The sequence below is a fragment of the Peterkaempfera griseoplana genome, from assembly GCF_001418575.1.
Classification (GTDB): domain Bacteria; phylum Actinomycetota; class Actinomycetes; order Streptomycetales; family Streptomycetaceae; genus Peterkaempfera; species Peterkaempfera griseoplana.
On the sequence record NZ_LIQR01000089.1, the window covers coordinates 1 to 22,905 of the forward strand.

Annotated in this window: 14 protein-coding genes; 7 read left to right on the forward strand and 7 right to left on the reverse strand. The window is 69.7% G+C overall.

Annotated features, from left to right (window positions below; all coding sequences use genetic code 11):
• The 6 genes from AOK09_RS07165 to AOK09_RS07190 form a co-directional block, all read left to right on the forward strand.
• The coding region (locus AOK09_RS07165) for an arabinofuranosidase catalytic domain-containing protein (protein ID WP_175609271.1) at positions 1-616 on the forward strand (616 nt) is incomplete at its 5' end.
• Between the two features lie 237 nt (positions 617-853).
• Complete coding sequence (locus AOK09_RS07170) at positions 854-1,579, forward strand: FadR/GntR family transcriptional regulator (protein ID WP_055586277.1); 726 nt, start codon at positions 854-856, stop codon at positions 1,577-1,579.
• Positions 1,580-2,037: 458 nt separating this feature from the next.
• The gene (locus tag AOK09_RS07175; RefSeq protein WP_217698394.1) at positions 2,038-3,465 is read left to right on the forward strand and encodes an arabinofuranosidase catalytic domain-containing protein; all 1,428 of its coding nucleotides are present in this window, start codon (positions 2,038-2,040) and stop codon (positions 3,463-3,465) included.
• A 135-nt stretch (positions 3,466-3,600) separates the two neighbouring features.
• A complete protein-coding gene (locus AOK09_RS07180; protein ID WP_055586278.1) occupies positions 3,601-5,304 on the forward strand; it encodes a glycoside hydrolase family 27 protein in 1,704 nt (567 codons plus the stop codon).
• A 206-nt stretch (positions 5,305-5,510) separates the two neighbouring features.
• Positions 5,511-7,925 (forward strand): ricin-type beta-trefoil lectin domain protein, encoded by a 2,415-nt coding sequence (locus tag AOK09_RS07185; RefSeq protein WP_055586279.1) that lies wholly within the window; start codon positions 5,511-5,513, stop codon positions 7,923-7,925.
• A gap of 94 nt (positions 7,926-8,019) precedes the next feature.
• On the forward strand, positions 8,020-9,996 hold the full coding sequence (locus AOK09_RS07190) for an alpha-L-fucosidase (protein WP_055586280.1): 1,977 nt from the start codon (positions 8,020-8,022) through the stop codon (positions 9,994-9,996).
• A gap of 125 nt (positions 9,997-10,121) precedes the next feature.
• On the opposite strand, the gene AOK09_RS07195 is transcribed toward AOK09_RS07190, so the two are convergent.
• The 7 genes from AOK09_RS07195 to AOK09_RS07225 form a co-directional block, all read right to left on the reverse strand.
• On the reverse strand, positions 10,122-11,852 hold the full coding sequence (locus AOK09_RS07195) for an ABC transporter substrate-binding protein (protein WP_157875819.1): 1,731 nt from the start codon (positions 11,850-11,852) through the stop codon (positions 10,122-10,124).
• Positions 11,853-12,058: 206 nt separating this feature from the next.
• Positions 12,059-13,126, reverse strand: a complete 1,068-nt coding sequence (locus tag AOK09_RS07200; RefSeq protein WP_407675364.1) for an ABC transporter ATP-binding protein — start codon at positions 13,124-13,126, stop codon at positions 12,059-12,061.
• The gene (locus tag AOK09_RS07205; RefSeq protein WP_063795868.1) at positions 13,123-14,259 is read right to left on the reverse strand and encodes an ABC transporter ATP-binding protein; all 1,137 of its coding nucleotides are present in this window, start codon (positions 14,257-14,259) and stop codon (positions 13,123-13,125) included. Before AOK09_RS07205 ends, AOK09_RS07200 begins: the two co-directional genes overlap by 4 nt.
• Entirely contained in the window at positions 14,256-15,188 is a 933-nt protein-coding gene (locus tag AOK09_RS07210; protein ID WP_055586282.1) for an ABC transporter permease, read from the reverse strand. Before AOK09_RS07210 ends, AOK09_RS07205 begins: the two co-directional genes overlap by 4 nt.
• Positions 15,189-15,191: 3 nt before the next feature.
• Complete coding sequence (locus AOK09_RS07215) at positions 15,192-16,178, reverse strand: ABC transporter permease (protein ID WP_055586283.1); 987 nt, start codon at positions 16,176-16,178, stop codon at positions 15,192-15,194.
• Positions 16,179-16,190: 12 nt separating this feature from the next.
• Positions 16,191-17,312, reverse strand: coding sequence for a LacI family DNA-binding transcriptional regulator (locus AOK09_RS07220; protein WP_055586284.1), 1,122 nt, complete (start codon positions 17,310-17,312; stop codon positions 16,191-16,193).
• An 873-nt stretch (positions 17,313-18,185) separates the two neighbouring features.
• A complete protein-coding gene (locus AOK09_RS07225; protein ID WP_055586285.1) occupies positions 18,186-19,649 on the reverse strand; it encodes a GH1 family beta-glucosidase in 1,464 nt (487 codons plus the stop codon).
• Positions 19,650-21,658: 2,009 nt separating this feature from the next.
• Between AOK09_RS07225 and AOK09_RS07235 the strand changes: the two genes are divergently transcribed.
• Positions 21,659-22,905: ABC transporter substrate-binding protein (locus tag AOK09_RS07235; RefSeq protein WP_055586287.1), on the forward strand; the 1,247-nt coding region annotated here is incomplete at its 3' end.

Sequence of the window (22,905 nt, forward strand, 5' to 3'; positions counted from 1 at the left end):
CACGTACTACAACGGGGCACGCCCCAACGTCTCCGGCTACAACCCGATGAAGAAGCAGGGCGCCATCATCCTCGGCATCGGCGGCGACAACAGCCACGGCTCCGCGGGCACCTTCTACGAGGGTGTGATGACCTCCGGCTATCCGTCGGACGCCACCGAGAACGCCGTCCAGTCCAACATCACCGCCGCCGGGTACGGCGTCTCCTCCAGCGGAGGTGCGACCACCGGTGCGCTGCACGCGGTGGGTGCGGGGAAGTGCCTGGACGTGCCCAACTCGTCCACCACGGCGGGCACCCAGCTGCAGATCTGGGACTGCAACGGCCAGGCCAACCAGACCTGGACCCGTACGTCCTCCAACCAGCTGACGGTGTACTCCGGCGGCACTCAGCTGTGCCTGGACGCCTACGGCAACCAGACCACCAACGGCACCAAGGTCGAGACCTGGACCTGCAACGGCCAGGCCAACCAGCAGTGGACGGTCAACTCCAACGGCACCATCACCGGCACCCAGTCGGGCCTCTGTCTGGACGTCACCGGAGCCTCCACCGCCAACGGCGCCCTGGCCGAACTCTGGGCGTGCAACGGGGGATCCAACCAGCAGTGGAGCCTCAACTGACCGGTGCGCCGAGCACTGCCGCCCCGTGGCCGGCCTTCCCGCCGGCCACGGGGTGGGCAACGCCGCCGGCCACGGGTACGGGCGCCGGACCGGGCCCGGCCGCCGCGCGCCCTACGGGGCGAGGCGGCGCACACGGGCCCCCCGGGGGACGGGACGGAGGGAGAACGGACACAGGCCGCTGAGAGGTGGGATGACCTGTTAGGCTCGCCCGGCCTGACCGGGAGAATGGTTCGAGCCATGTCCTTGACCGACAAAGCCATCGCGCGCATCCGCGAGCTCATCCAGTCCGGTGAGCTGCCGCCGGGGGCCAAGTTGCCGCCGGAGCAGCAGTTGGCCTCCGAGCTGGGCCTTTCACGGAACCTGATGCGTGAGGCGGTCAAGGCGCTGGTGGTGGCCCGGGTGCTGGAGATCAGGCGGGGGGACGGCACCTATGTCACCAGCCTGGAGCCGGGACTGCTGTTGCAGGGGCTCGGTTCGGCGGTGGAGTTGCTGCGGGGCGACACACTGCTGGAGCTGACCGAGGTCCGCCGGCTGTTCGAGCCCGTCGCCACCGGACTGGCCGCCGGCCGGATCTCCGACGACGCCCTGGCCGAGGTCGGACACCACCTGGACGCGATGAGGCGCGCCTGCGACGACGTGGAGCTGCTCAACGAGCACGACGCCGCCTTCCATCGGGCGGTGATCGCGGCGGCGGGGAACAGCACCCTGGCCACGTTGCTGGACGGGATCTCCAGCCGGACGGTGCGCGCCCGGGTGTGGCGGGGTCTCGTCGACGACGACGCCGGGTGCCGCGCCATCGCAGAACACGAGGCGATCTATGCCGCGCTCGCCGCACGGGACGCCGCGCTTGCCGAAGCCGCCGCGCTGATGCATGTCAGCGCGACGGAGCGCTGGCTGCGCGAACATCTGGACCACGACCGGGCCGTCGAGGGTGCCCCGGCGGGGCGCATGTCGGGAGCGTAGGCGGCTTCGCGGACGACCGGGGCCGGCGATCGATCCCATCTCCGTCCGCGATCGACGACGGCCGGCTCCTGCCCGAGGTGTCCGGATGTGCCGGGAACGCGCGGTCGGCTCCCAGCGGATGAGAGAAGACGCGTCATGGGTATGGACATTGTCAGGTACCCGACCTATACAGTCATCCCATGTCGCTCGGCACTCTCGGATTCCAGGCATCCGAGCGGCCGAGCGGCCGAGCCGCGGACGTGCTTGCTGGGTGCCGCGCCTTCGGCGGTCGGTACGAAGGCGTGATCAGTGACCCATGTTAGCGCTAACAACCAGGCGTCATGGGTGTCCCAGCCGCCGTGTTCCTCCTTTCCCACCCAAAGGACCCAAAGGACTCGAACATGCCACCTTCATCCGTCAGACCTCCGGGACCTGCGCTGCGCACCTCCCGCTCGCCGGCGGCGGCCGTCGCATGTGTGCTGGCGCTGCTGGCCACCATGCTCGCGACCGCACTGACGTGGTCCGAGCCCGCGTCGGCGGTGACGGCGCCCCTGGTGAGTGCGGCCTCGGGCCGGTGCCTGGACGTCAAGGGCAACGTCGACACCGCCGGGACGCCCCTGGAGATCTGGGACTGCAACGGCCAGTCCAACCAGGCGTTCGAGTTCACGTCGGCGGGTGAACTGAGGACCTTCGGCGGCACCCGGTGCGTGGACGCCTCCAACAGCGGGACCGCTCCCGGGACCCAGGCCGTGATCTGGACGTGCAACGGGCAGTCCAACCAGAAGTGGCGGCAGAACTCCGACGGCAGCATCACCGGGGTCCAGTCCGGACTGTGCCTCGACGTGAACGGGGCCGGTACCGCCAACGGCACCGCGGTCACCCTGTGGACCTGCAACGGCCAGAGCAACCAGAAGTGGAACGTGTCGGCACCGCCGGCCGACGGCTCACGCCCCTGCGACATCTACGCCGCGGGCGGTACGCCGTGTGTGGCCGCGCACAGCACCGTCCGAGCCCTCTACGGCTCGTACAGCGGGAACCTGTACCAGGTCCGGCGTGCGTCGGACAACACGACCAGGGACATCGGACTGCTCGTCCAGGGCGGGTTCGCCAACGCGGCGGCGCAGGACTCGTTCTGCGCCGGGACCACCTGTGTGATCACCGTCGTCTACGACCAGTCCGGAAAGGGCAACGACCTCTGGTACCAGGGATCCGCCCAGGTGCCCGGGTCGAGCCAGAGCAGCCCGGCCAAGGCGACCTCCGAGTCGCTGACCGCCGGCGGCAGCAAGGCGTACTCGCTCTACATCAACCCCGGGAACAGCTACTGGCACGACGGCCACCTGTCAGGGGTACCCACCGGCGCCGCACCGGAAGGCGCCTACATGGTGACCAGCGGCACCCACGTCAACGGCGGCTGCTGCTTCGACTACGGCAACAGTGAGACGGACCGCAAGGCCGACGCCGCCGGGGCGATGGACGCGATCAACTTCGGCACCGAGTGCTGGTTCGGCGGCTGCAGCGGCAGCGGGCCCTGGGTCCAGGCCGATCTCGAGTGGGGCCTGTACTCGGGTGGAAGCCAGAGCTGGAACACCGGTCAGCGCGCCTTCTCCAGCAAGTTCGTCACCGCGATGCTCAAGAACGACGGGACGTCGCGGCTGGCTCTCAAGGGGGCCGACGCGCAGACGGGCGCGCTCACCACCTTGTGGAACGGCGGCCTCCCCAGCGGATACAGCCCCATGAAGAAGCAGGGCGCCATCGTGCTGGGCAGCGGTGGTGACTGCTGCAAGCCGGGCGGCGGCGCCAACCTCAGCGCGGGCACCTTCTACGAGGGCGCCATCGTCTCCGGCTACCCCTCCGACGCCACCGACAACGCCGTGCAGGCCAGCATCACCACTGCCGGCTACCGCTGAGGTCCGCGCGGGACCGAAGAGGGGCGGCGGTCCTCCTTCCGTCCGGGAGGAGGACCGCCGGACAAGGGGCCGCCCGGGAAGGCGCGGTCCACAGAGACAGAGTCCGCTCACCCACCACCCAGGAGCCGACGCATCATGTCCACCAGCAATTCCGGAGCCGGCCGTCCATGGCGACGCGCGGCGCAGTTCCGCTGCCGCAGGACGCTGGCGATCGCATTCTCGATCGCGCTTCTCTGCCTGACCGCCCCGCTGCTCGCGCTCGGCTCGGCCGCGCCCGCGGCGGCGCTCGGCAACGGGCTGGCGCTCACCCCGCAGATGGGTTTCAACGACTGGAACGCCTACGGCTGCAACGTCTCCGAGTCACTGATCAAGTCCACCGCCCAGGCGATGCACACCAACGGCATGCAGGCCGCCGGCTACAGCTACGTCAACATCGATGACTGCTGGATGACCCACTCCCGTGACTCCGGCGGGCATCTGGTGCCGGACCCGGCCAAGTTCCCCGACGGCATCAAGGGCACCGCCGACTACGTCCACTCGCTCGGCCTGAAGCTGGGCATCTACGAGGACGCCGGTCTGCAGACCTGCGGCGGATACCCCGGCAGCCTGGGTCACGAGACCACCGACGCCCAGTCGTTCGCGTCCTGGGGCGTGGACTACCTCAAGTACGACAACTGCTACGCCGGCCCCGGCTGCGCACTCAACAGCTGCTCCAACGGGAGCGAGGCACCGGCCCAGAGCCGCTACATCACCATGCGCGACGCCCTGGCCGCCACCGGCAGGCCCATCCTGTTCAGCCTGTGCAACTGGGGCCAGGAGAACGTCTGGACCTGGGGCGCCGGGGTCGGCAACAGCTGGCGCACCACCGGTGACATCAACGCCAGCTTCTCCAGCATGCTGTCGATCTTCCACAGCAACGTGGGCCTGGCCGCCTACGCCGGACCCGGCCACTGGAACGACCCCGACATGCTGGAGATCGGCAACGGCTCGCTGACCGCGACCGAGAACCGCAGCGAGTTCAGCCTCTGGGCGGAGATGGCCGCCCCGCTGATCGCCGGGACCAACATCGCCTCGGCCAGCTCCGCCACCCTCTCCGTCCTCACCAACTCCCAGGTGATCGCGGTCGACCAGGACCCGCTGGGCAAGCAGGGCACCATGGTCTCCTCCTCCGGCGGACTGGACGTCCTCGCCAAGCCGCTGGCCAACGGGGACGTCTCCGTGGCGTTGTTCAACGAGACCGGCTCCACCGCGACCATCACCACCAGCGCCGCCGCGGTCGGCAAGACCGGGGCGTCGGCCTACACGCTGACCGACCTCTGGTCCGGGGCGACCTCGTCCACCTCGGGCACGATCAGCGCCTCGGTCCCGGCCCACGGCACGGTCATGTACCGCGTCGCCGGTGGCACCAGCGGCGGCACGAGCGGGGGCAACGGCGGAGGGACCACCACCGGCGCGCTGCGCGCCGTGGGTGCGGGGAAGTGCCTGGACGTACCCAACTCGACCACCACCCTCGGCACCCAGCTGCAGATCTGGGACTGCAACGGCCAGGCCAACCAGACCTGGACCCGTACGTCCTCCAACCAGCTGACGGTGTACTCCGGCGGCAGCCAGATGTGCCTGGACGCCTACAACAACCAGACCACCAACGGCACCAAGGTCGAGATCTGGAGCTGCAACGGCCAGGCCAACCAGCAGTGGACGGTCAACTCCAACGGCACCATCACCGGCACCCAGTCGGGCCTGTGCCTGGACGTCACCGGAGCCTCCACCGCCAACGGCGCCCTGGCCGAGCTGTGGACGTGCAACGGCGGATCCAACCAGCAGTGGAGCCTCAGCTGACCGGCACGCCGGGCAGGTAAGGCCGTTCGGGGACCGGGGCGGCCGAGCCGGCCCCCGGTCCCGCACGCCCGCCGGCCGAACGCCGCCGGCGGCAGCCCGATCACCCGCCCGGGGTCCGCGCCGCCCGTCCAGTCCGCCCGGTGGCGGGGACCGGTCGTGCGGCGCGGCTCCCAGCAGCACCAGACCCTTCGACGGAAGGCATCGACATGAGAAAACGTCAGATCGGCGTCGGACGAACACGCCGTCTCACCGGACTGCTGGTCGGCCTCCTCCTGGCCGTGGCCGGCTCCCTGGTCGCCGTGGCGGCACCCGCGTACGCGGACGCCTCGATCACCCTCAACGGATCCTCGACCGGACGGCAGTTCGACGGGGTGGGAGCGATCAGCGGAGGAGGCGGCAACAGCCGACTGCTGATCGACTATCCCGAGCCCCAGCGCGGCCAGATCCTGGACTACCTCTTCAAGCCCGGCTACGGCGCCGCACTCCAGATACTGAAGGCCGAGATCGGCGGCGACACCAACTCGACCTCCGGCGCGGAGCCGAGCATCGAGCACACCAGGGGCACGATCAACTGCAACGCCGGCTACGAGTTCTGGCTGATGGAGCAGGCCAAGGCCCGCAACCCCGCAATCAAGCTGTACGGGCTCGCCTGGGGCGCACCCGGATGGATCGGCGGCGGCAACTTCTGGTCGACCGACACCATCAACTACCTGGTGTCATGGCTGGGCTGCGCCAAACAGCACAACCTGACCATCGACTACCTCGGCGGCTGGAACGAGCGCGGCTACAACGTCTCCTGGTACGAGCAGCTCCGCAGCGCCCTGAACTCCAACGGCTACAGCAGCGTCAAGATCGTGGCGGCGGACTCGGACTGGTCGGTGGCCAACGACATCAACTCCAACCCGGCCTTCGCCTCCGCGGTGAGCATCATCGGCACGCACTACCCCTGCGGCTACCGCTCGGCCCAGACGAACTGCTCCGTGCCGTCCGCCGCCACCTCCTCCGGCAAGACGCTGTGGGCCAGTGAGAACGGCTCCGACGACTACAACGGCGGCGCGCAGGCGCTGGCCCGCGGTATCAACCGGGGCTACATCGACGGAAAGATGACCGCCTACCTCAACTGGCCGGTGGTCGCCGCGCTCACCCCCAACCTGCCCTATCCCACCATGGGCGTCGCCCTGGCCTCGCAGCCGTGGTCGGGCTCGTACTCCATCGGCAAGAACGCCTGGGTGACGGCGCAGACCAGCCAGTTCACCGCACCGGGCTGGCAGTACCTGGACGCCTCCAGCGGATACATCGGCGGCAACCGGAGCAACGGCAGCTACGTCACGCTGAAGTCCACCGACAAGACCGACTACTCCACGGTCATCGAGACCGCGGACGCCACCGGGCCGCAGCGGCTCACCTTCAACGTCACCGGGGGACTGTCCACCGGCACGGTGCACGTCTGGTCGACCAACCTGGGCAGCGGCAACTCCGCCGACTACCTGGTCCACGCAGCCGATCTGACCCCGTCGGGCGGCAGCTACAGCCTGACCGTGCAGCCCGGCTACGTCTACACGCTCACCACGACCACCGGCCAGGGCAAGGGCACCGCGACCTCCCCCGCGTCGGGATCGCTGTCCCTGCCCTACAGCGACACGTTCGACGGGTACACGAGCGGCACCGAGGCCAAGTACCTGATGGACTGGCAGGGCGCCTTCGAGGCCACCGGCTGCGGCGGCGGCCGCACCGGCCAGTGTGTGCGCCAGATGAGCGCGCAGACCCCCATCACCTGGGACTCGCTCTCCGACCCGCACGCCCTGCTCGGTGACGTGGGATGGACCAACTACACCGTCGCCTCCGACGTCATGCTGGAGAAGTCCGGCTACGCCGGTCTGATCGGACGCGCCACCTCGCAGTCGTACACGGGCGCCGGCGGCCTCAACTCCTACGCCCTGCACGTGACCGACACCGGCAGCTGGTCGCTCCTGCGCACCGACACCAACAACAACAACTCCACCCTGGCCAGTGGCACGGTGGCGGCTCTGGGCACCGGGCGCTGGCACCATCTCGCCCTGACCTTCTCCGGCAACACCGTCACCGCGGCGATCGACGGGACGAACGTGGGCTCCGCCACCGACTACTCGTGGGGCGCCGGACAGGTCGGCTACGCCACCAGCCAGGGCGAGACCGCCCAGTTCGACAACCTGTCCATCACCCCCGCCGCCGGCGGCAACCCCGGTACGACCGGAGCGGTGCGCTCGGTGAGCGCCGGCCGCTGCCTGGACGTGCCGAACGCGTCGACCACCCAGGGCACGCAGACGGACATCTGGGACTGCAACGGCGGCTCGAACCAGACCTGGACGCACACCGCGAGCGGGCAGTTCACGGTCTACAGCGGCGGCAGCCAGATGTGCCTGGACGCCAGCGGACAGGGCACCACCGCGGGCACCAAGGTCGTCGTCTGGTCCTGCAACGGCGGACCCAACCAGCAGTGGATCCCCAACCCCGACGGCACCATCACCGGAGTCCAGTCGGGGCTCTGCCTCGACGTGACCGGAGCCGGTACCGCCAACGGAACCCAGGTCGAGCTGTGGACCTGCACCGGCGGCTCGAACCAGCAGTGGACCCTGCGATAGCTCCCGCCCCGACGCCCCGGGCGGCGGCGCCGTCCACCCCGAGCCGCCGCCCGGGACGTCGCCCGTCCCACCGACTTCCCAGAGGAGCCCGTCCATGTCCCCGTCATCCGGCATGAGCCGCCGCAGGCTGCTCACCACCGCCGCGGCCCTGGGAGGCGCCAGTCTGCTGCGCTTCCCCACCGCCTACGCCACCAGTGGTCCGCAGAGCTACACCGCGAGCTGGTCCTCCGTCGACCAGCACCCGCCGGCCCCCGCCTGGTTCCAGGACGCGAAGTTCGGCATCTACTACCACTGGGGCGCCTTCAGCGTTCCCGCCTTCGGCAACGAGTGGTACCCGCGCAACATGTACATCAGCGGTTCGGCCGAGAACCAGCACCACACCGCGACCTACGGAGACCCGTCGGCGTGGCCGTACAACCTGTTCATCGACGGCGGCCGCGACAAGGCCGGCAACCACGTCCAGTTCGCGCCGAAGCTGAAGTCCGCGGGCGGCAACTTCGACCCCGCCGCCTGGGCCGCGCTGTTCAAGGCCGCCGGGGCGAAGTTCGCCGGCCCGGTCGCCGAGCACCACGACGGTTTCTCCATGTGGAACAGCCAGGTCAACCCGTGGAACTCGGTGGCCCGCGGCCCCAAGCTGGACCTGCTCGGACTGCATGCGCAGGCCATCCGCGGCCAGGGCCTGAAGTTCATGTGCTCGATGCACCACGCGTACCACTTCCTCGGCTACTACGACCACGTGCCGTACCAGAGCGACGCGAACCTGCGCATCCTGTTCGGTCAGCAGGGGGACGCCGCGGAGAACGCGCTGTGGTACGCCAAGCTCAAGGAGGTGATCGACGGCTACCAGCCCGACCTGATCTGGGAGGACTTCGATCTGAACGGAGTCCAGGAGTCCTACCGGCTGCAGTTCCTCTCGTACTACTACAACCAGGCCGTCGCCTGGAACAGGGACGTGGTGGCCACCTACAAGGACGGCTACGACAACCGCGGCGAGGTCTTCGACTACGAGCGCGGCGGGGCCGGCGACATCGCCACGCCCTACTGGCTGACCGACGACAGCGTCTCTCCCAGCAGCTGGTGCTACGTCAGCGGCATCAGCCTGTACGACACCAAGACCATGCTGCACTCGCTGATCGACCACGTCAGCAAGGGCGGCAACCTGCTGCTGAACATCGCCCCGATGGCCGACGGCACCATTCCCTCCGACCAGCAGTCGCTGCTGCTGGGCATGGGCGACTGGCTCGGGCGCTTCGGCGAGGCGATCTACGCCACCCGGATCTGGTCGTCATACGGCGAGGGGCCGACCGCCATGGGCGGCAGTTCCTTCTCCGCCCCCCGCGCGGGCACGCCGCAGGACATCCGGTTCACCCGCAGCCAGGACAACACCGTGCTGTACGTCACCGCGCTGGGCTGGCAGGGCAGCACGATGACGGTCCAGACACTGAACTCCAACCGGATCAACATGGGCAACCTGGTCTCGGCGCAACTGCTGAACAACACGGCGGGCTCCTACACCTCCCTGCCCCGGCCCAGCCAGGACGCGTCCGGGCTGCACTTCTCGATGCCCTCGTCCAACCCGCCCTTCAGCGCCCTGGCCTACACCGTCAAGCTGACCTTCTCGGGCCAGATCCCCGCGCTGAACGCGCCGGCCGTCCCGACCGGCTGGGTGAAGGTCGCCAACGTCACCACCGGCCTGGTCCTCGACAGCGGTGGCAGCGTCCCCTCCGGGTCCGCGCTCAAGCAGTGGAACTACGACGGCAGCAGCAACCTGCAGTGGCAGTTCGTGGCCCTCGGCGGCGGGTGGTACCGCATCGTCAACCGGACCAACGGCATGGTCGCCGACAGCTGGGGCAACACCGCCAACGGCGCGACCGCTCTGCAGGCGCCGTGGAACGGCGGCAACAACCAGCAGTGGAGCCTGAACAGCGTCGGCAACGGCCGCTACCAGATCGTCAACAGGGGCACCGGCACCGCCCTGGACGGCGCAGGCAACAGCACGGTCGGCTCCAGCACGGTGCTCTGGGCCCCGAACGGCAGCACCAACAACCAGTGGACCATCACCGGGGTCTGACGCCTTCACGACCGGACGAAACCGCAGCACCCGACCGCTCCACGGAGCGGTCGGGTGCTGCGGTGTGCTTCGCCCGTCCGCCGCCGTTCACGCGGCGGCGGACGGGCGGGGCGTCCTGCGGGGCGTCAGCTGCGCGGCTTCAGCTTCAGGATCATGTACTCGTAGGCCTGGCTGTTCGGGCCGGGGTTGATGTACGGGTCGTCCGAGTTCGGCCAGCCGGTGAACTTGGTGTCGTTGTACTCGTACCAGGCGGCACCGTAGAGCACCGGGATCGCCGGGGCGTCGGTGGACAGCAGGTTCTGCAGCGTCTTGAGCGCGGCGGTGCCCGAGGCCTCGTCGGTCGAGTTCTGGTAGGCCTTGATCGCGGCGGCGGCCGCCGGGTTGTCGTAACGGCTGAAGTTCTCCGCGGCGGTCTGGCCGACCGGGGCGGTCAGGGCCGGGTCGATCAGGTACTGCAGCCGCTGGAACGGCGTGCCGCCCTGGCCCCAGTGGATCGCCGCGTCGTACTTGCCGGAGGTGATGGCGGTGTTCCAGCTGTTGAAGTCGAACTGGCCGTTGGTGGAGACGTCCATGCCGACGGCGTTCAGGTCCTTGGCCATGGCGCCCGCGGCGCACCAGTAGTCGGTGAAGGAGTTGGGGTCGATGATCGTGAACTTGATCGTCTTGCCGTCCTTCTCCCACTTGCCGGAGCCGTTCTTCTTGTAGCCGGCACCGGTGAGGATCGAGGTGACCTTGTCCGCGTCCGCGGTCGGCTTCAGGTCGTTGGCCAGCTTCGGGTCCAGCGACTTCTGGTCGGCCGGGAGCAGCAGGCCGCCGGAGGAGATGGCCGGGAGCTCGTAGTCGGTCTCGCACTGGGTGGCGTACTGCGCGCGGTTCAGACCGGCGCTGATCGCCTGGCGCACGGCCTTGTCGGCCAGGGCCGGCGCGCTGCTGCTCTTGAGGTTCAGGGTCAGGGTGACCGTGTTCCCGGACGGGAAGTAGGGCTTGTCCTTCATGAACAGGTGGTTGTGCGCCGGGTCCTTGGCCACGAAGGCGTTCTGGACGTTGGCGATGTTGTTACCGGTCAGGTCGATCTTGCCGGAGGTGATCGCCAGCAGTGCGGTGTCGTTGGTGGCGTAGGCCGGGAAGGAGATCGCCTTCACCGAGGGCTCGCCCTGCCGGTACGACGGGTTGACCTTGTAGGTGATGTTCTGGGCGCTGAACTTGTCGACCAGGTAGGGGCCGGTGCCGATGGCCTGGTCGGACTTGATGACTGCGGCGGACGGCTTGCTGATGCTGGACCAGATGTGCTTGGGCACGATCAGCTGGTTGCCGATGCCGATGAAGTTGGCCGCCTGCGGGTCCTTGTACTTCAGCACCACGGTGCTGGCGTCCGAGGCGTTGATGCTGTCCGGGATCGGGGTGCCGCCGGTGTTGGCCGCCCCGTCCTGCTTCAGCAGGTTGAAGGTGAAGACCACGTCGTCCGAGGAGAACGCCTGGCCGTCGCTCCACTTGACGCCGTCCTGCAGCTTCAGGGTGAGCGTCTTGTTGCCGTCGGACCACGCGAAGCTCTTGGCCAGCCACGGGATCGGGGCCGAGCTGGCGTCCAGGGTGTTGAACTGGAACAGCGGCTCGAAGACCAGCGAGTTGGCGTTCTCGATGGAGCTGAAGGAAGCCGTGGTGAACGGGTTGAAGTTCTCGGTGAAGGACGGGACCGGGGCGTCCTCGACCACCAGGGTCTTGGGGGCCGAGGATCCCTTGGAGGACCCGCCGGACTTGCCCTTGTTGTCGCTGCTGGAGTCGGTGCAGGCGGCGGTCATGCCGAGGCCGACGACCGCCACCACGGCGAGGGCCCTCATAGTGGTCTTGCGACTCATTGACGTACGCTCCTTGTGTCCGGACTTGCCAAACGTGCTGGTTGCGGTACCGCGGGGGTTCGGATTCCTGCCGTGGCGGAGTTGCCGCTCCACCGGGGCTTCGTCGTCCGTCCTCGTCTGCGGCGAGGTCGGACGACGCCCGGGTCCCGCAGGCGGGTCCCGGTGCCGACTTCTGGCGGGGTCTCCCATGGCCTCTCCTCGATGTACTACTCGTCCGTTGCCGACGGGGTCGCGTCGGCAGCGGTGGTGGGTGCGTGGTCCGGGCTGAGCAGCCAGCACGCCGCCACCTGGTCGCCCCCGGCGGGCAGCGCAGGCGGTGCGGTCTCCTTGCAGACGGCCATCGCGAACGGGCAACGCGGGTGGAACCGGCAGCCGCTCGGCGGGTCGACCAGGCTCGGCGGGGCCCCGCGGCCGCGCAACTCCACCGGCTCGGTCCGGCTGGGGTCCGGTGCGGCGCTGAGCAGCAGCTGGGTGTAGGGGTGGGCGGGGGAGTCGGTGATCTGGGTGGCCGGCCCGGACTCCACGACCTGACCTGCGTACATCACCACCACGGTGTCCGCCAGATAGCGGGCCGAGGCGATGTCGTGGGTCACGTACAGGATGGCCAGCCGCTCCCGCTCACGCAGGTCGTCGAGCAGGTTGAGCACCCCGAGCCGGATGGAGACGTCCAGCATCGAGACGGGCTCGTCGGCGAGCAGCACCCGGGGCTGCACCGCCAGGCCCCGGGCGATGGCGACGCGCTGGCGCTGGCCGCCCGAGAGCTCGTGCGGGAACTTGTCGATGTAGTTCTCCGCCGGGCTCAGCGCGACCCGCTCCAGCAGGGACTTGGCAAGCGCATCCAGCTCGCCGCGGCCGGGCTTGCGGTGCAGCTTGAGCGGACGCTCCAGATGGTAGCGGACGCTGTGCACCCCGTTGAGCGAGGAGAACGGGTCCTGCAGCACCAGGTGCACCTGGCTGGTGTAGGCGCGGCGCTCCCTGGCGGAGGTGCCGACCGGCTTGCCGTCCAGCAGCAGTTCACCGGAGGTCGGCGTGATCAGCTGGGTGAGCAGCCGCGCCAGCGTGGACTTGCCGGAGCCGGACTCGCCGACGACAGCCGTGACGGTGCCCTCCGGCAGCGCCAGCGAGATGTCCTCGACCGCGTGCACGACCTGGCGGCCGCGGAACTGGTGCACCGGGAAGTGCTTGGTCAGGTTGCGGGCCTCCAGCGCCGGCGTGCCGGGGCGCTTGGGGCCGTGCACCACCCGGGGGGTGGTCTCCGTGGTCGGGGTGGTCACTTGATGCTCCCGTCGGGCTCGGGCAGTTCTGCTCCGGCGGCTTCACCGCGCGGGGCGGGCAGCTTCGCCGACGCCGGCAGGGCCAGCTGCTGGGGGACGGTCTGCCCGTCGGTCTGCAGCCAGCACGCGGCGGTGCGCTCGGTGCCGTCCGAGTCGGCGACCGGACGCTGCAGTACGGGGATCTCCTCGCTGCAGCGGTCCAGGGCGAACGTGCAGCGCGGGTGGAAGGCACAGCCGCCCGGAAGTGACGTGAGCGCCGGCGGGGAGCCGGGAATGCCCTCCATGCGGACCTTCTCGCCGTGCAGGGCGGGGAAGGAGTTGATCAGACCGAGAGTGTAGGGGTGCCGCGGGGAGTGGAACAGCTCCTGTGCACCGCCGCGCTCCACGATCCGGCCCGCGTACATGATCGCGATGGAGTCGGCCAGCTCGATCAGCAGCGACAGGTCGTGGGTGATGAAGATGACCGCGAAGCCCAGGCGCTGACGCAACTGCATGAGCTCTTCGAGGATCTCGCGCTGGGTGACCACGTCCAGGGCCGTGGTCGGCTCGTCCATGAGGACGACCTGCGGCTCCAGGGCGAGCGCCATCGCGATCATCACCCGCTGGCGCATACCGCCGGAGAGCTCGTGCGGGTAGCTCAGCAGCCGGTCCGAGGTGATGCCGACCATGCGGAGCAGCTCGATCGCCCGCTCCTTGCGCTGCTCGGCGGTCATCTTCCTGCGGTGGACCTTCAGCATGTCGGTGAGCTGCGCATCGATCCGGGCGACCGGGTTGAGCGCGTGCATGGCGCTCTGGAACACCACGGACAGCTCCGACCAGCGCACCACTCTCAGTTCCTCGACGCCCGCGGCGAGCAGGTCGACGGTCCGCGTGGTGTCGCTGCCCTGCGGGCGGGAGTGGAAGAGCACCTGACCGCCGGTGATGACGCCGGGCGCACGCAGCAGCCGGGTCAGCGCATAGGCGAGGGTCGACTTGCCCGACCCGGACTCTCCGGCCAGACCGAGCACCTCACCGCGGTGCAGGGTCAGGGTGGCATCGGTGATGGCGCGTACGGCCTTCTTGCCCACGCCGTAGTCCACGCACAGGTCGCGGATCTCCAGCACCGGTTCGCCGAGGTGGCCGCTGGCGGTCACTTGGCGTCTCCCTTCGTCGGGGCGGACTGCAGGACCGGAGTCAGCCCGAGGCGGAACTTGACACCGCTGCCGCGGCCGGTGCGGGCCGAGGTGAGGCGCGGGTTGACGATCTCGTCGATGCCGAAGTTGAGCAGCGCCAGGGCGATGCCGACACCGGCGACGCAGAGCGCCGGCGGCACGTACCACCACCACCAGCCGCTGATCAGCGAACCGGACGCCTGCGAGACATTGAGCATGGTGCCCCAGGTGACCACGCCGGACGGGACGCCGATGACGCCGAGCCAGGTGAGCGACACATAGGCGCCGATGCCGTAGATGACGGTGAAGATGAACGACGAGGCGAGGATCGGCAGCAGGTTCGGCAGGATCTCGAAGACGATGACCCGCGGACTGCGCTCGCCGATGACGCGGGCCGACTCCACGTAGTCCTGGTTGCGCAGCGACAGGGTCTGCGCCCGCAGGACACGCGCACCCCAGGCCCAGGCGGTGAGCGCGATCACCCCGCCGATCAGGAACGGATTGCTGGTGTCCTGGGGCGGCAGCGGCTTCATGACCACCATCAGGATCAGCAGACCGGGCAGCGCCAGGAAGATGTTGGACAGCACCGAGAGGACCTCGTCGACGACACCGCCGAAGTACCCGGCGGAGACCCCGATCAGGATCGACAGCGCGCTCGCGATCAGGCCCGCGAGGAGCGAGATGAGCAGCGTGTCCCGGCCGCCGGCGAGCACCTGGGAGAAGACGTCCTCCTGCTTCTGCGTGGTGCCGAACCAGAAGTGGGAGGAGGGCGGCTGGGGTACGCCGCTGGTGGTGTTGGCCTGCCAGTCGGGCGCGTGCGGCGCCACGAAGGGGCCCACGACGGCGAGCAGAACGAAGAAGGCCAGCAGGGAGAGGCCGACGACGACCTTGGTTGAGCGGAGGATGCGCATGGCTCAGGACTCCTTGCGGGCGCGCGGGTCGAGGGCGACGTAGGCCATGTCCGCCAGCAGGTTGGCGCCGAGCACGGTGAAGATGACGACCAGCAGGATGCCCTGCATCAGCGGATAGTCGCCGGTGAGGATGGCCTGGTAGATCTCGTAGCCGAGACCTGGGTAGGAGAACACGATCTCGGTGGCGATCGAGCCGGCGACCACCAGGCTGATCGACAGGGCGAAGTTGGAGATGCTCGGCAGGATCGCGTTGCGGGCGGCCACCCCGGCGACCTTCCACTGCGGCAGGCCCTTGGCGGCGGCGACCAGGACGTAGTCCTCGTCCATCGTGGTGAGCATCACGTTGCGCATACCGATGATCCAGCCCGCGATGGAGGCCAGCGCGACCGTGGCCGCAGGCAGTGCCCCGTGTTCGACCACGCTGGTGATGAACGTCCCGTTCCAGCCCGGCACCAGATCCGGGTTCCCGGTGTCGTAGCCCTGGGCGTACGGGAAGACCTTGCCGTAGAAGCCCAGGGTGAGCAGCAGCAGGAAGGCGAGGATGAAGTACGGCACGGCCTGGAAGAAGGTCGCCACCGGCAGCAGTGCGTCGAAGAAGCCGCTGCGCCGCCAGCCGACGACGATGCCGATGAGTGTGCCGAACACGAAGGCGATCACGGTTGCCGAGCCCACCAGGCCGATGGTCCACGGCAGGTCGGTGCCGAGTACCGCGGTCACCGGGACGCCCTTGGAGGTCGAGGTTCCCAGGTCGCCGTGGAGCAGGTTGCCCAGGTACGAGAAGTACTGGGAGGCCAGGCTCTGGTGCGAGTCGAGGCCGTACTGCGCGGCGAGGGCCTTGAGCTCCTCCGGCGTGATGGCGGCGCTTCGCAGCTTCGAGAGCACGTTCTGCAGGGCGTCGCCCGGCAGCATGCGCACCAGGAAGAAGTTCAGCGTCACCGCGGCGTAGGCGGCCAGGACGTAGAAGCCCAGGCGGCGGAAGATGGTCCGCATCGTCGGCTCTCCTCAGCCTATGGGGCGCCGCAGGCGCGACGCGGCGGGCTCGGGCGGGCAGCCGCAGCTCTCGCGGCGGATGAGCCGGGTGGGCAGCACGATCTCCGCCGGTGGCTCGGTCGCGTCCGCTGACGCGTTGTCTGCTGTGATCATCGTGTGCAGGACCTCGAATGCTTTGGCGCCGATCTCCTGGATGGGCTGACGCACGGTGGTCAGCTGTGGCCGGAGGTGGCGGGCGAAGGGCAGGTCGTCAAAGCCGGTGACCGCGACGTCACCGGGGACGTCGAGGCCGTGCTCCGTCAGGGCGTGGCTGACGCCCAGGGCGGTCTGGTCGTTGGCGCAGGCGATGGCCCGCGGCAGGGTCGCCCCGAGGGCGATCAGGCCCCGGACGATCTCCACACCGCCCGCAGCGGAGTAGTCGCCCTGCCAGGCCGGTCCGGTCAGGCACTCGGCGCCCAGGGCGTGCACCTCGTCCGCGAACGATCGGCCCCGGACGACGTTGTCCGGGCTGTCGGCGTGGCCGGCGATGTAGGCCAGTCGACCGTAGCCGTGGTCCACCACCAGGTGGCGGGCCAGTTCACGCATGCTTCCGGCACCGTCGCTGCGGATGTTGGACACGGCCCCGCCGCCGGCGCCGGCCAGGGTCACCACCGGCACCGTACGGGCGATGGTGGCGATCCCGGCCGCGGACAGGACCTGGTCGTGCAGGATCAGCCCGTCGCACTTGCCGGCGATGGTCGTGATCCGGTCGGGCAGGGTGCGCTCGTCGATGTTGACCGAGCACACCAGCAGGTCGAAGCCGCTGCGCTGAGCCGCGATCTCGATGCCTCGGTTGAGCTGGTCGCCGAAGAGCAGGCTCTCGGATTCGTCCGCGAAGGTCCCCCCGTCGTCGGTGCCGTACACGCGGCGGAAGACGACCCCCACCACGTGCTTCAGTCGGCTGCTCAGTGCGCGGGCCGCCCCGTCCGGCACGAAGCCCAGTTCAGCGATGGCGCTCAGCACACGGTCACGGGTGGCCGGGCGCGGGTTGTCCCGCCCGTTCAGCACCCGGGACACGGAGGCGATGGACACACCGGCCCGACGCGCGACGTCGTAGATCGTCGGGGGAGTGTCGGGTTTGGATCGTGTATCCATGGGTTGCCTCCGGGCGGAACCAAGCGCGATCCGTAAGCGCTTCCGCGCAAGGGCTCGCGATGAAGTTAGGCCCAGGCCGATAAGCGTGCAAGGGTTGATGTCGTGGACGTTACGTTGATGTGATTTTCCCTGTACGGACGGCTTCCCTTGGAGTGAAGGCCATTCAGGGCCCGAAACCGGTACGGTGCTTGCACCGGCTTTCGTAAGCGCTTCCGGCGCACGTCGCACGGGCCCGGGAGCACAGGGGCGGCGGGCCGCACTGCAGGCTGCCGCGCCGGTCATCAGCCGTCCGGGCCCGGGCAGGGCCGGCGCAGCGCAGGTCGGCCGGGGGATGCACTCCGGGTCGCGCCGGCGATCCGGGAGTGCGTTCAGGAGGTGACGGGCTGTCGGCCCCACCGATCAACGACGCGGCGGCCGCCCGCAGTTGCCGAGCGTCCTGCCCTCACGGGTGTACGCGGCGCCGCAGACCGGGCCCGCCGTGCCGGGCCCGGAGCGGGGGAGGGTGTCGCGGGGCCAGGGCCGTGGCGACGAGGAGCGGACGTGTGGCGTCCGCGGCTCGCGGCGGCAGCGCGCCGGATCCCCACCCTCAGGTGCCCGGGCAGGACGCCGAGCCGCCGGGCGAACGCCGCCCGCGCGGGTGCGTCCGGCGGCCTGGCTACTGCCGGTGGGCCACCGTGGCGGCCTCCTGCGCTCCTGCCGCGTACGGTGTCGCCGCACCGGCCCCGCGGGGCCCAGGAAGCCCCTACCAGGTGCTCCAGCACCCCGCACTGGAGCACCTGGTTGCCGCCGTGCGGCGCGTGGTCGGCGCAGCGCGCCGCACGGCGGCGGATCAGGGGGCGGATCAGGGGGCGGATCAGGGGTGAGGCGGGCGGCTCAGGGGAGCCGGGAGATGCCGCCGCGGCGGATGACCTGGCCGTACCAGTGCGCGCTGGCCTTCGGCGTACGGCGCTGCGACGGGAAGTCGACATAGACCAGGCCGAAGCGCTTGGCGTAGCCGTAGGCCCACTCGAAGTTGTCCAGCAGCGACCAGGCGAAGTAGCCCGCGACCGGGACACCGGCCCCGATCGCCTGGTGCACCGCGCCCAGGTGCTGGTGCAGGTAGGCGATCCGGTCGGTGTCATTGACCTGCCCCTCGGGCGAGAGGTAGTCCTCGCAGGCTATGCCGTTCTCGGTGATCATGAGGGGCAGGTCCGGGTGGTCCTGGTGCACCCGGTCGACCAGGTCGCGCAGACCGGTGGCGTCGATGCTCCACTGCATGGCGGTCAGTTCGCCGGGCGGCTGGTGGAAGGCCACGTCCTCGGCACCGGGCCACGGCGAGTGGTCGCTCCTGCCGTGGGCGTCGTTGCGGACGCCGCCGCCGGCGGAGACCAGGGCCGGGGTGTAGTAGTTGATGCCCAGCTCGTCGATCGGGGCGGCGATGGCCTCCAGGTCCCCGGGGCGCACGAGGTCGTCCCACTCCACCAGGTGCGCGGTGTCCTGGAGCAGGTCCTGGTCGTAGGTGCCGCGCAGCATCGGGCCCAGGAAGACCCGGTTGCCCACCGCGTCGATCCGGCGTGCGGCCTCCAGGTCCGCCGGGCTGGTGGTGAGTGCCCGGACCTGGTGCAGGTTGAGCGCCACCGAGAGCTTGGCGGTCCGCGGGAGTTCGGCGCGCAGGGCCGCGACACCGAGACCGTGGGCCAGATTCAGGTGGTGTGCCGCGCGCAGCGCGTCAGCCGGGTCCGTGCGCCCGGGGGCGTGCACACCGGAGCCGTAGCCGAGGAATGCCGAGCACCAGGGCTCGTTCAGGGTGGTCCAGTGGGTCACCCGGTCACCCAGCGCCTGGGCCGTCAGCCGCGCGTAGTCGGCGAAGCGCTGGGCGGTGGCACGGTGCGGCCAGCCGCCGATGTCCTCCAGCTCCTGCGGCAGGTCCCAGTGGTAGAGCGTGGCCAGCGGGGTGATCCCGGCCTCCAGCAGCTCGTCCACCAGGCGCCGGTAGAAGTCCAGACCGCGCTCGACCGCCGGACCGCGCCCGGTCGGCTGGACCCGGGGCCAGGCGACCGAGAAGCGGTAGGCGTTCAGGCCCATGTCCTTCATCAGCGCGATGTCCTCGCGCCAGCGGTGGTAGTGGTCGGCGGCCAAGTCGCCGGTGTCGCCCCGGTGCACCTTGCCGGGCGTGCGGCAGAAGGTGTCCCAGACGGAGGCACTTCGCCCGTCTTCGTGAGCCGCGCCCTCGATCTGGTAGGCGGAGGTGGCGGCGCCCCAGAGGAAGTTCTCGGGGAAGCGGCGGAGGTCCTCGGCAGGGGCTGCGTCGGCGGAGGGCGTGGAGAGGCCGGCCGGCGAGGCCTGGACAGAAGTCATGTGTGGGAGCGCTTCCATTCTTGGCACGCATCGCGGGTGCGCGGTGTGGCTCAGATGGGTGTATCAGCTGGAGCTGTCGGCCTGTGGACGGCCGGGCCGCCCTGGGCGCTGGAAGCGCTTCCAGTGGGGCGTTGTCGGAAGTTTCAGGCGTGTGAGGCGGGGGTGTCAAGAGCGGGGTCGAGATTGCCGACGGACAGCCCGGATCGCTTGCGGGCGGTGGCTTCCGGATGGTCCGAAGGTCTGGCCGGACGGGGCAGCAGCAGGCCGGGACTGCGTTCACCAGGACACCGCCCCCCATGGCTGCCGGCGACCGACGAGTCGCTCACCCGGAGGGAGGAGAACGCCTCCGGCGTCGACGGGTGGTGGGCTCCGTACAGGGGCGCCGAGTGCCGCGGCGCGGGACATCACGTCCAGCGGGTCGAGCCGGCGCGGATCGGTCGGCCCCCGCTGCCGGTCGGGACACGCTTGGTCGGGACGGAGCCGGGGTGGTCCGCTCGTCCGTGGGGAGCACACGCCGGGCCGGCCCTGGCCGCCGCCGTACCGAAGTGCCGGACACCGTCGGCCGCCGCCGTGTCCCGCACCCCGCAGCGGCGTGAGCGGCCGGTCGGAGCGGGCTGTCGGGCCGGGATCCGGCGGGGTGTTCTCCTCTGTATAGAGGAGGGCGCCTCGTGGGGAGGGAGACGCCCCGCGCACCGGCCCCCCGCCCTTCCGGCTGCTGTACGGGCGTGGTCGCGGCGGGTGGCTCCGTGGGGTGCCGGTCGACCGGGTCGGACCGCCTAGGCCTCTGACAGGTCAGTGGCTGCACCTTGCACGGGTTGAGGGTCGGGGACTGGTCGTGGCCCGCACGGACCGTCTCGCCGTGGCTGGTGTCCCAGGTCCGGGTTCAGGACGGGAAGGCGGTTGTTCCCGGCACCTGCGGAGGGTTGCTCTCCCCGGCGCCGCCGGAGGTCCCGGACGGTCGGCAGGTGCCCGGTCGGGCCCTGCACCCCGCGGACATCGGCGGCTTGGAGGAGTGCGACAGCGTGGTCTGTGAGCAGTGGAGGCCCTTGTCGTCGGGGGAGTGGAGGCGGAAGGAAGAGGTCAGCAGTAGTGGTGTCCGGTATATCGAACGGCGTCCGAGCGTGTGTACCTGATGCGGAAACTTAGGGCCACGCCAAGCGGACGTCAACCTCGCGGAGAGTGGGGAGAGCCTTGGCGCCGACTGTGTCAATCAGGGGCCGCCAAGGCCTGCGCCACCGGGCGTGGCTCCGGCCCGGCCGCGGGCACCGACGCCCTGGGTCACGTCGACGGCCCAGGTGGGCCTGAGAGCTCTGGCGGTGGCCCGGGAGGGCGCTCGGCCCGGGAGAACCTCGGCTGGGCGCGGCAGGGCGGCTGCGGCGCGCCCGGGCGCCGTCTCGACCGTCCGCTCCGCAGAACCGCCTGGCGGAGAACGCGGCGCCGGGGGCGTACTCCGCTGGGCCGACATGGCGCTCCACCCCCTCCCCGTCCCGGGTTGCCGAGGATCGGCCGGCGGCTGGGCGGTGGTCGAAATTTTCGGCACGGCTGCCAAGGTCCCGTGAGCGCAGGGTCGGGCTGATCGAGAGTCAATGCATCGCCGGGCGCTGGTGGGGGGCCGGGCGAGGCGATCAGGGAGGTGTCCGACATGCCGTGAATAGTCGGCCCGGACGGCCGTTGATAAGTTTCGGAGAAGTTTCGGAAACAAGTCATTGACTGCCGCTCGACGGCGAGCGTACTCTCCAGCGATCGAACCTCCCCGTAACGGAGAAAACTCCGTACGGTCACGCCCGTCCACCCGGCACGTCCACCCGCGCATGCCGGGGGCTGGGAAGCAGGGGTTGGAGTGATCGTCACGACCTCGCGCATGTGTCCGGCCCTCGCTGCGGCCACGGCCGGCCACTCGGACGCCCGGATCGGCGTATGCACGAGGCCTGCGGTGCCCAACAGGCCATCACTTGGCGCACACCTATTCGCATCAATGTGTCCATGACACGGATCAGGGAGTTTCAGCGATGTCGAGGAAGATACGCAGCGCTACGGTTGTCGCGGTCGGTCTGGGCATGATGCTCGCTGCCACCGGTTGCGCAGGCGGCAGCGACGGCGGGAGCAGCAGCAGCGGCGGTTCGTCCGGCGGCGGCAAGGTCACGCTGACCTTCTGGGAGAACGCGCAGCCCGGCCCGGGGGCCGAGTACTGGAAGAGCGCCGTGAAGGAGTACCACGCGCTGCACCCGAACGTCACGATCAAGATCCAGGCGATCCAGAACGAGGACCTGGACGGCAAGCTGCAGACCGCGCTCAACTCCAACTCCGCGCCGGACATCTTCCTGCAGCGCGGTGGCGGCAAGATGCAGGCCATGGTCAACGCCGGTCAGATCCAGGCGCTGGACCTGACCGACACCGACAAGACCAACGCCAGCACCGCGGCGCTCGCCGGCAACTCGATCGACGGCAAGGTCTACGCCATGCCGCTGGACACCCAGCCCGAGGGCATCTACTACAGCAAGGACCTGTTCAAGCAGGCCGGCATCACCTCGACGCCGACCACCATGGACGAGCTCAACGCGGCCGTCGACAAGCTGAAGAAGATCAACGTCGCGCCGATCGCCGTCGGCGCCAAGGACGCCTGGCCGGCCGCGCACTGGTACTACAACTTCGCCCTGCGCGAGTGCAGCCAGGACGTCATGAACAACGCCGCCAAGTCGCTCAAGTTCGACGACGCGTGCTGGACCAAGGCCGGGGAGGATGTGTCCTCCTTCCTGAAGACCAGCCCCTTCCAGAAGGGCTTCCTGACCACCTCGGCCCAGCAGGGCGCCGGGTCGTCCGCGGGCATGCTCGCCAACCACAGGGCGGCCATGGAGCTGATGGGCAACTGGGACCCGGGAGTGATCGGCAGCCTGACCAAGGACCAGAAGCCGCTCCCCGACCTGGGCTGGTTCCCCTTCCCCGCCGTCTCCGGCGGCCAGGGCGACCCGTCCGCCATCATGGGCGGTGGCGGTGGGTACTCGCTCTCCAAGAACGCACCGAAGGAGGCCTTCGGCTTCCTCGAGTTCCTGGTGACCAAGGACCAGCAGGAGGCCTACGCCAAGGCGTTCGTCACCATCCCGGTGAACAAGGAGGCCCAGGAGGTCGTCACCGACTCGTACAACCAGTCGGCGCTGCAGGCCTTCAACAAGGCGGCTTACGCGATGCAGTTCCTGGACACCCTGTACGGCCAGAACGTGGGTAACGCCATGAACAGCGCGGTGGTGAACCTGCTGGC

Bases quoted from the DNA above. Each gene is read 5' to 3' on its own strand.
- AOK09_RS07185 (WP_055586279.1), top strand. From the start codon at position 5,511: ATGAGAAAACGTCAGATCGGCGTCGGACGAACACGCCGTCTCACCGGA.
- AOK09_RS07225 (WP_055586285.1), bottom strand. From the start codon at position 19,649: ATGACTTCTGTCCAGGCCTCGCCGGCCGGCCTCTCCACGCCCTCCGCC.
- AOK09_RS07190 (WP_055586280.1), top strand. From the start codon at position 8,020: ATGTCCCCGTCATCCGGCATGAGCCGCCGCAGGCTGCTCACCACCGCC.
- AOK09_RS07170 (WP_055586277.1), top strand. From the start codon at position 854: ATGTCCTTGACCGACAAAGCCATCGCGCGCATCCGCGAGCTCATCCAG.
- AOK09_RS07215 (WP_055586283.1), bottom strand. From the start codon at position 16,178: ATGCGGACCATCTTCCGCCGCCTGGGCTTCTACGTCCTGGCCGCCTAC.
- AOK09_RS07180 (WP_055586278.1), top strand. From the start codon at position 3,601: ATGTCCACCAGCAATTCCGGAGCCGGCCGTCCATGGCGACGCGCGGCG.
- AOK09_RS07210 (WP_055586282.1), bottom strand. From the start codon at position 15,188: ATGCGCATCCTCCGCTCAACCAAGGTCGTCGTCGGCCTCTCCCTGCTG.
- AOK09_RS07220 (WP_055586284.1), bottom strand. From the start codon at position 17,312: ATGGATACACGATCCAAACCCGACACTCCCCCGACGATCTACGACGTC.
- AOK09_RS07195 (WP_157875819.1), bottom strand. From the start codon at position 11,852: ATGAGTCGCAAGACCACTATGAGGGCCCTCGCCGTGGTGGCGGTCGTC.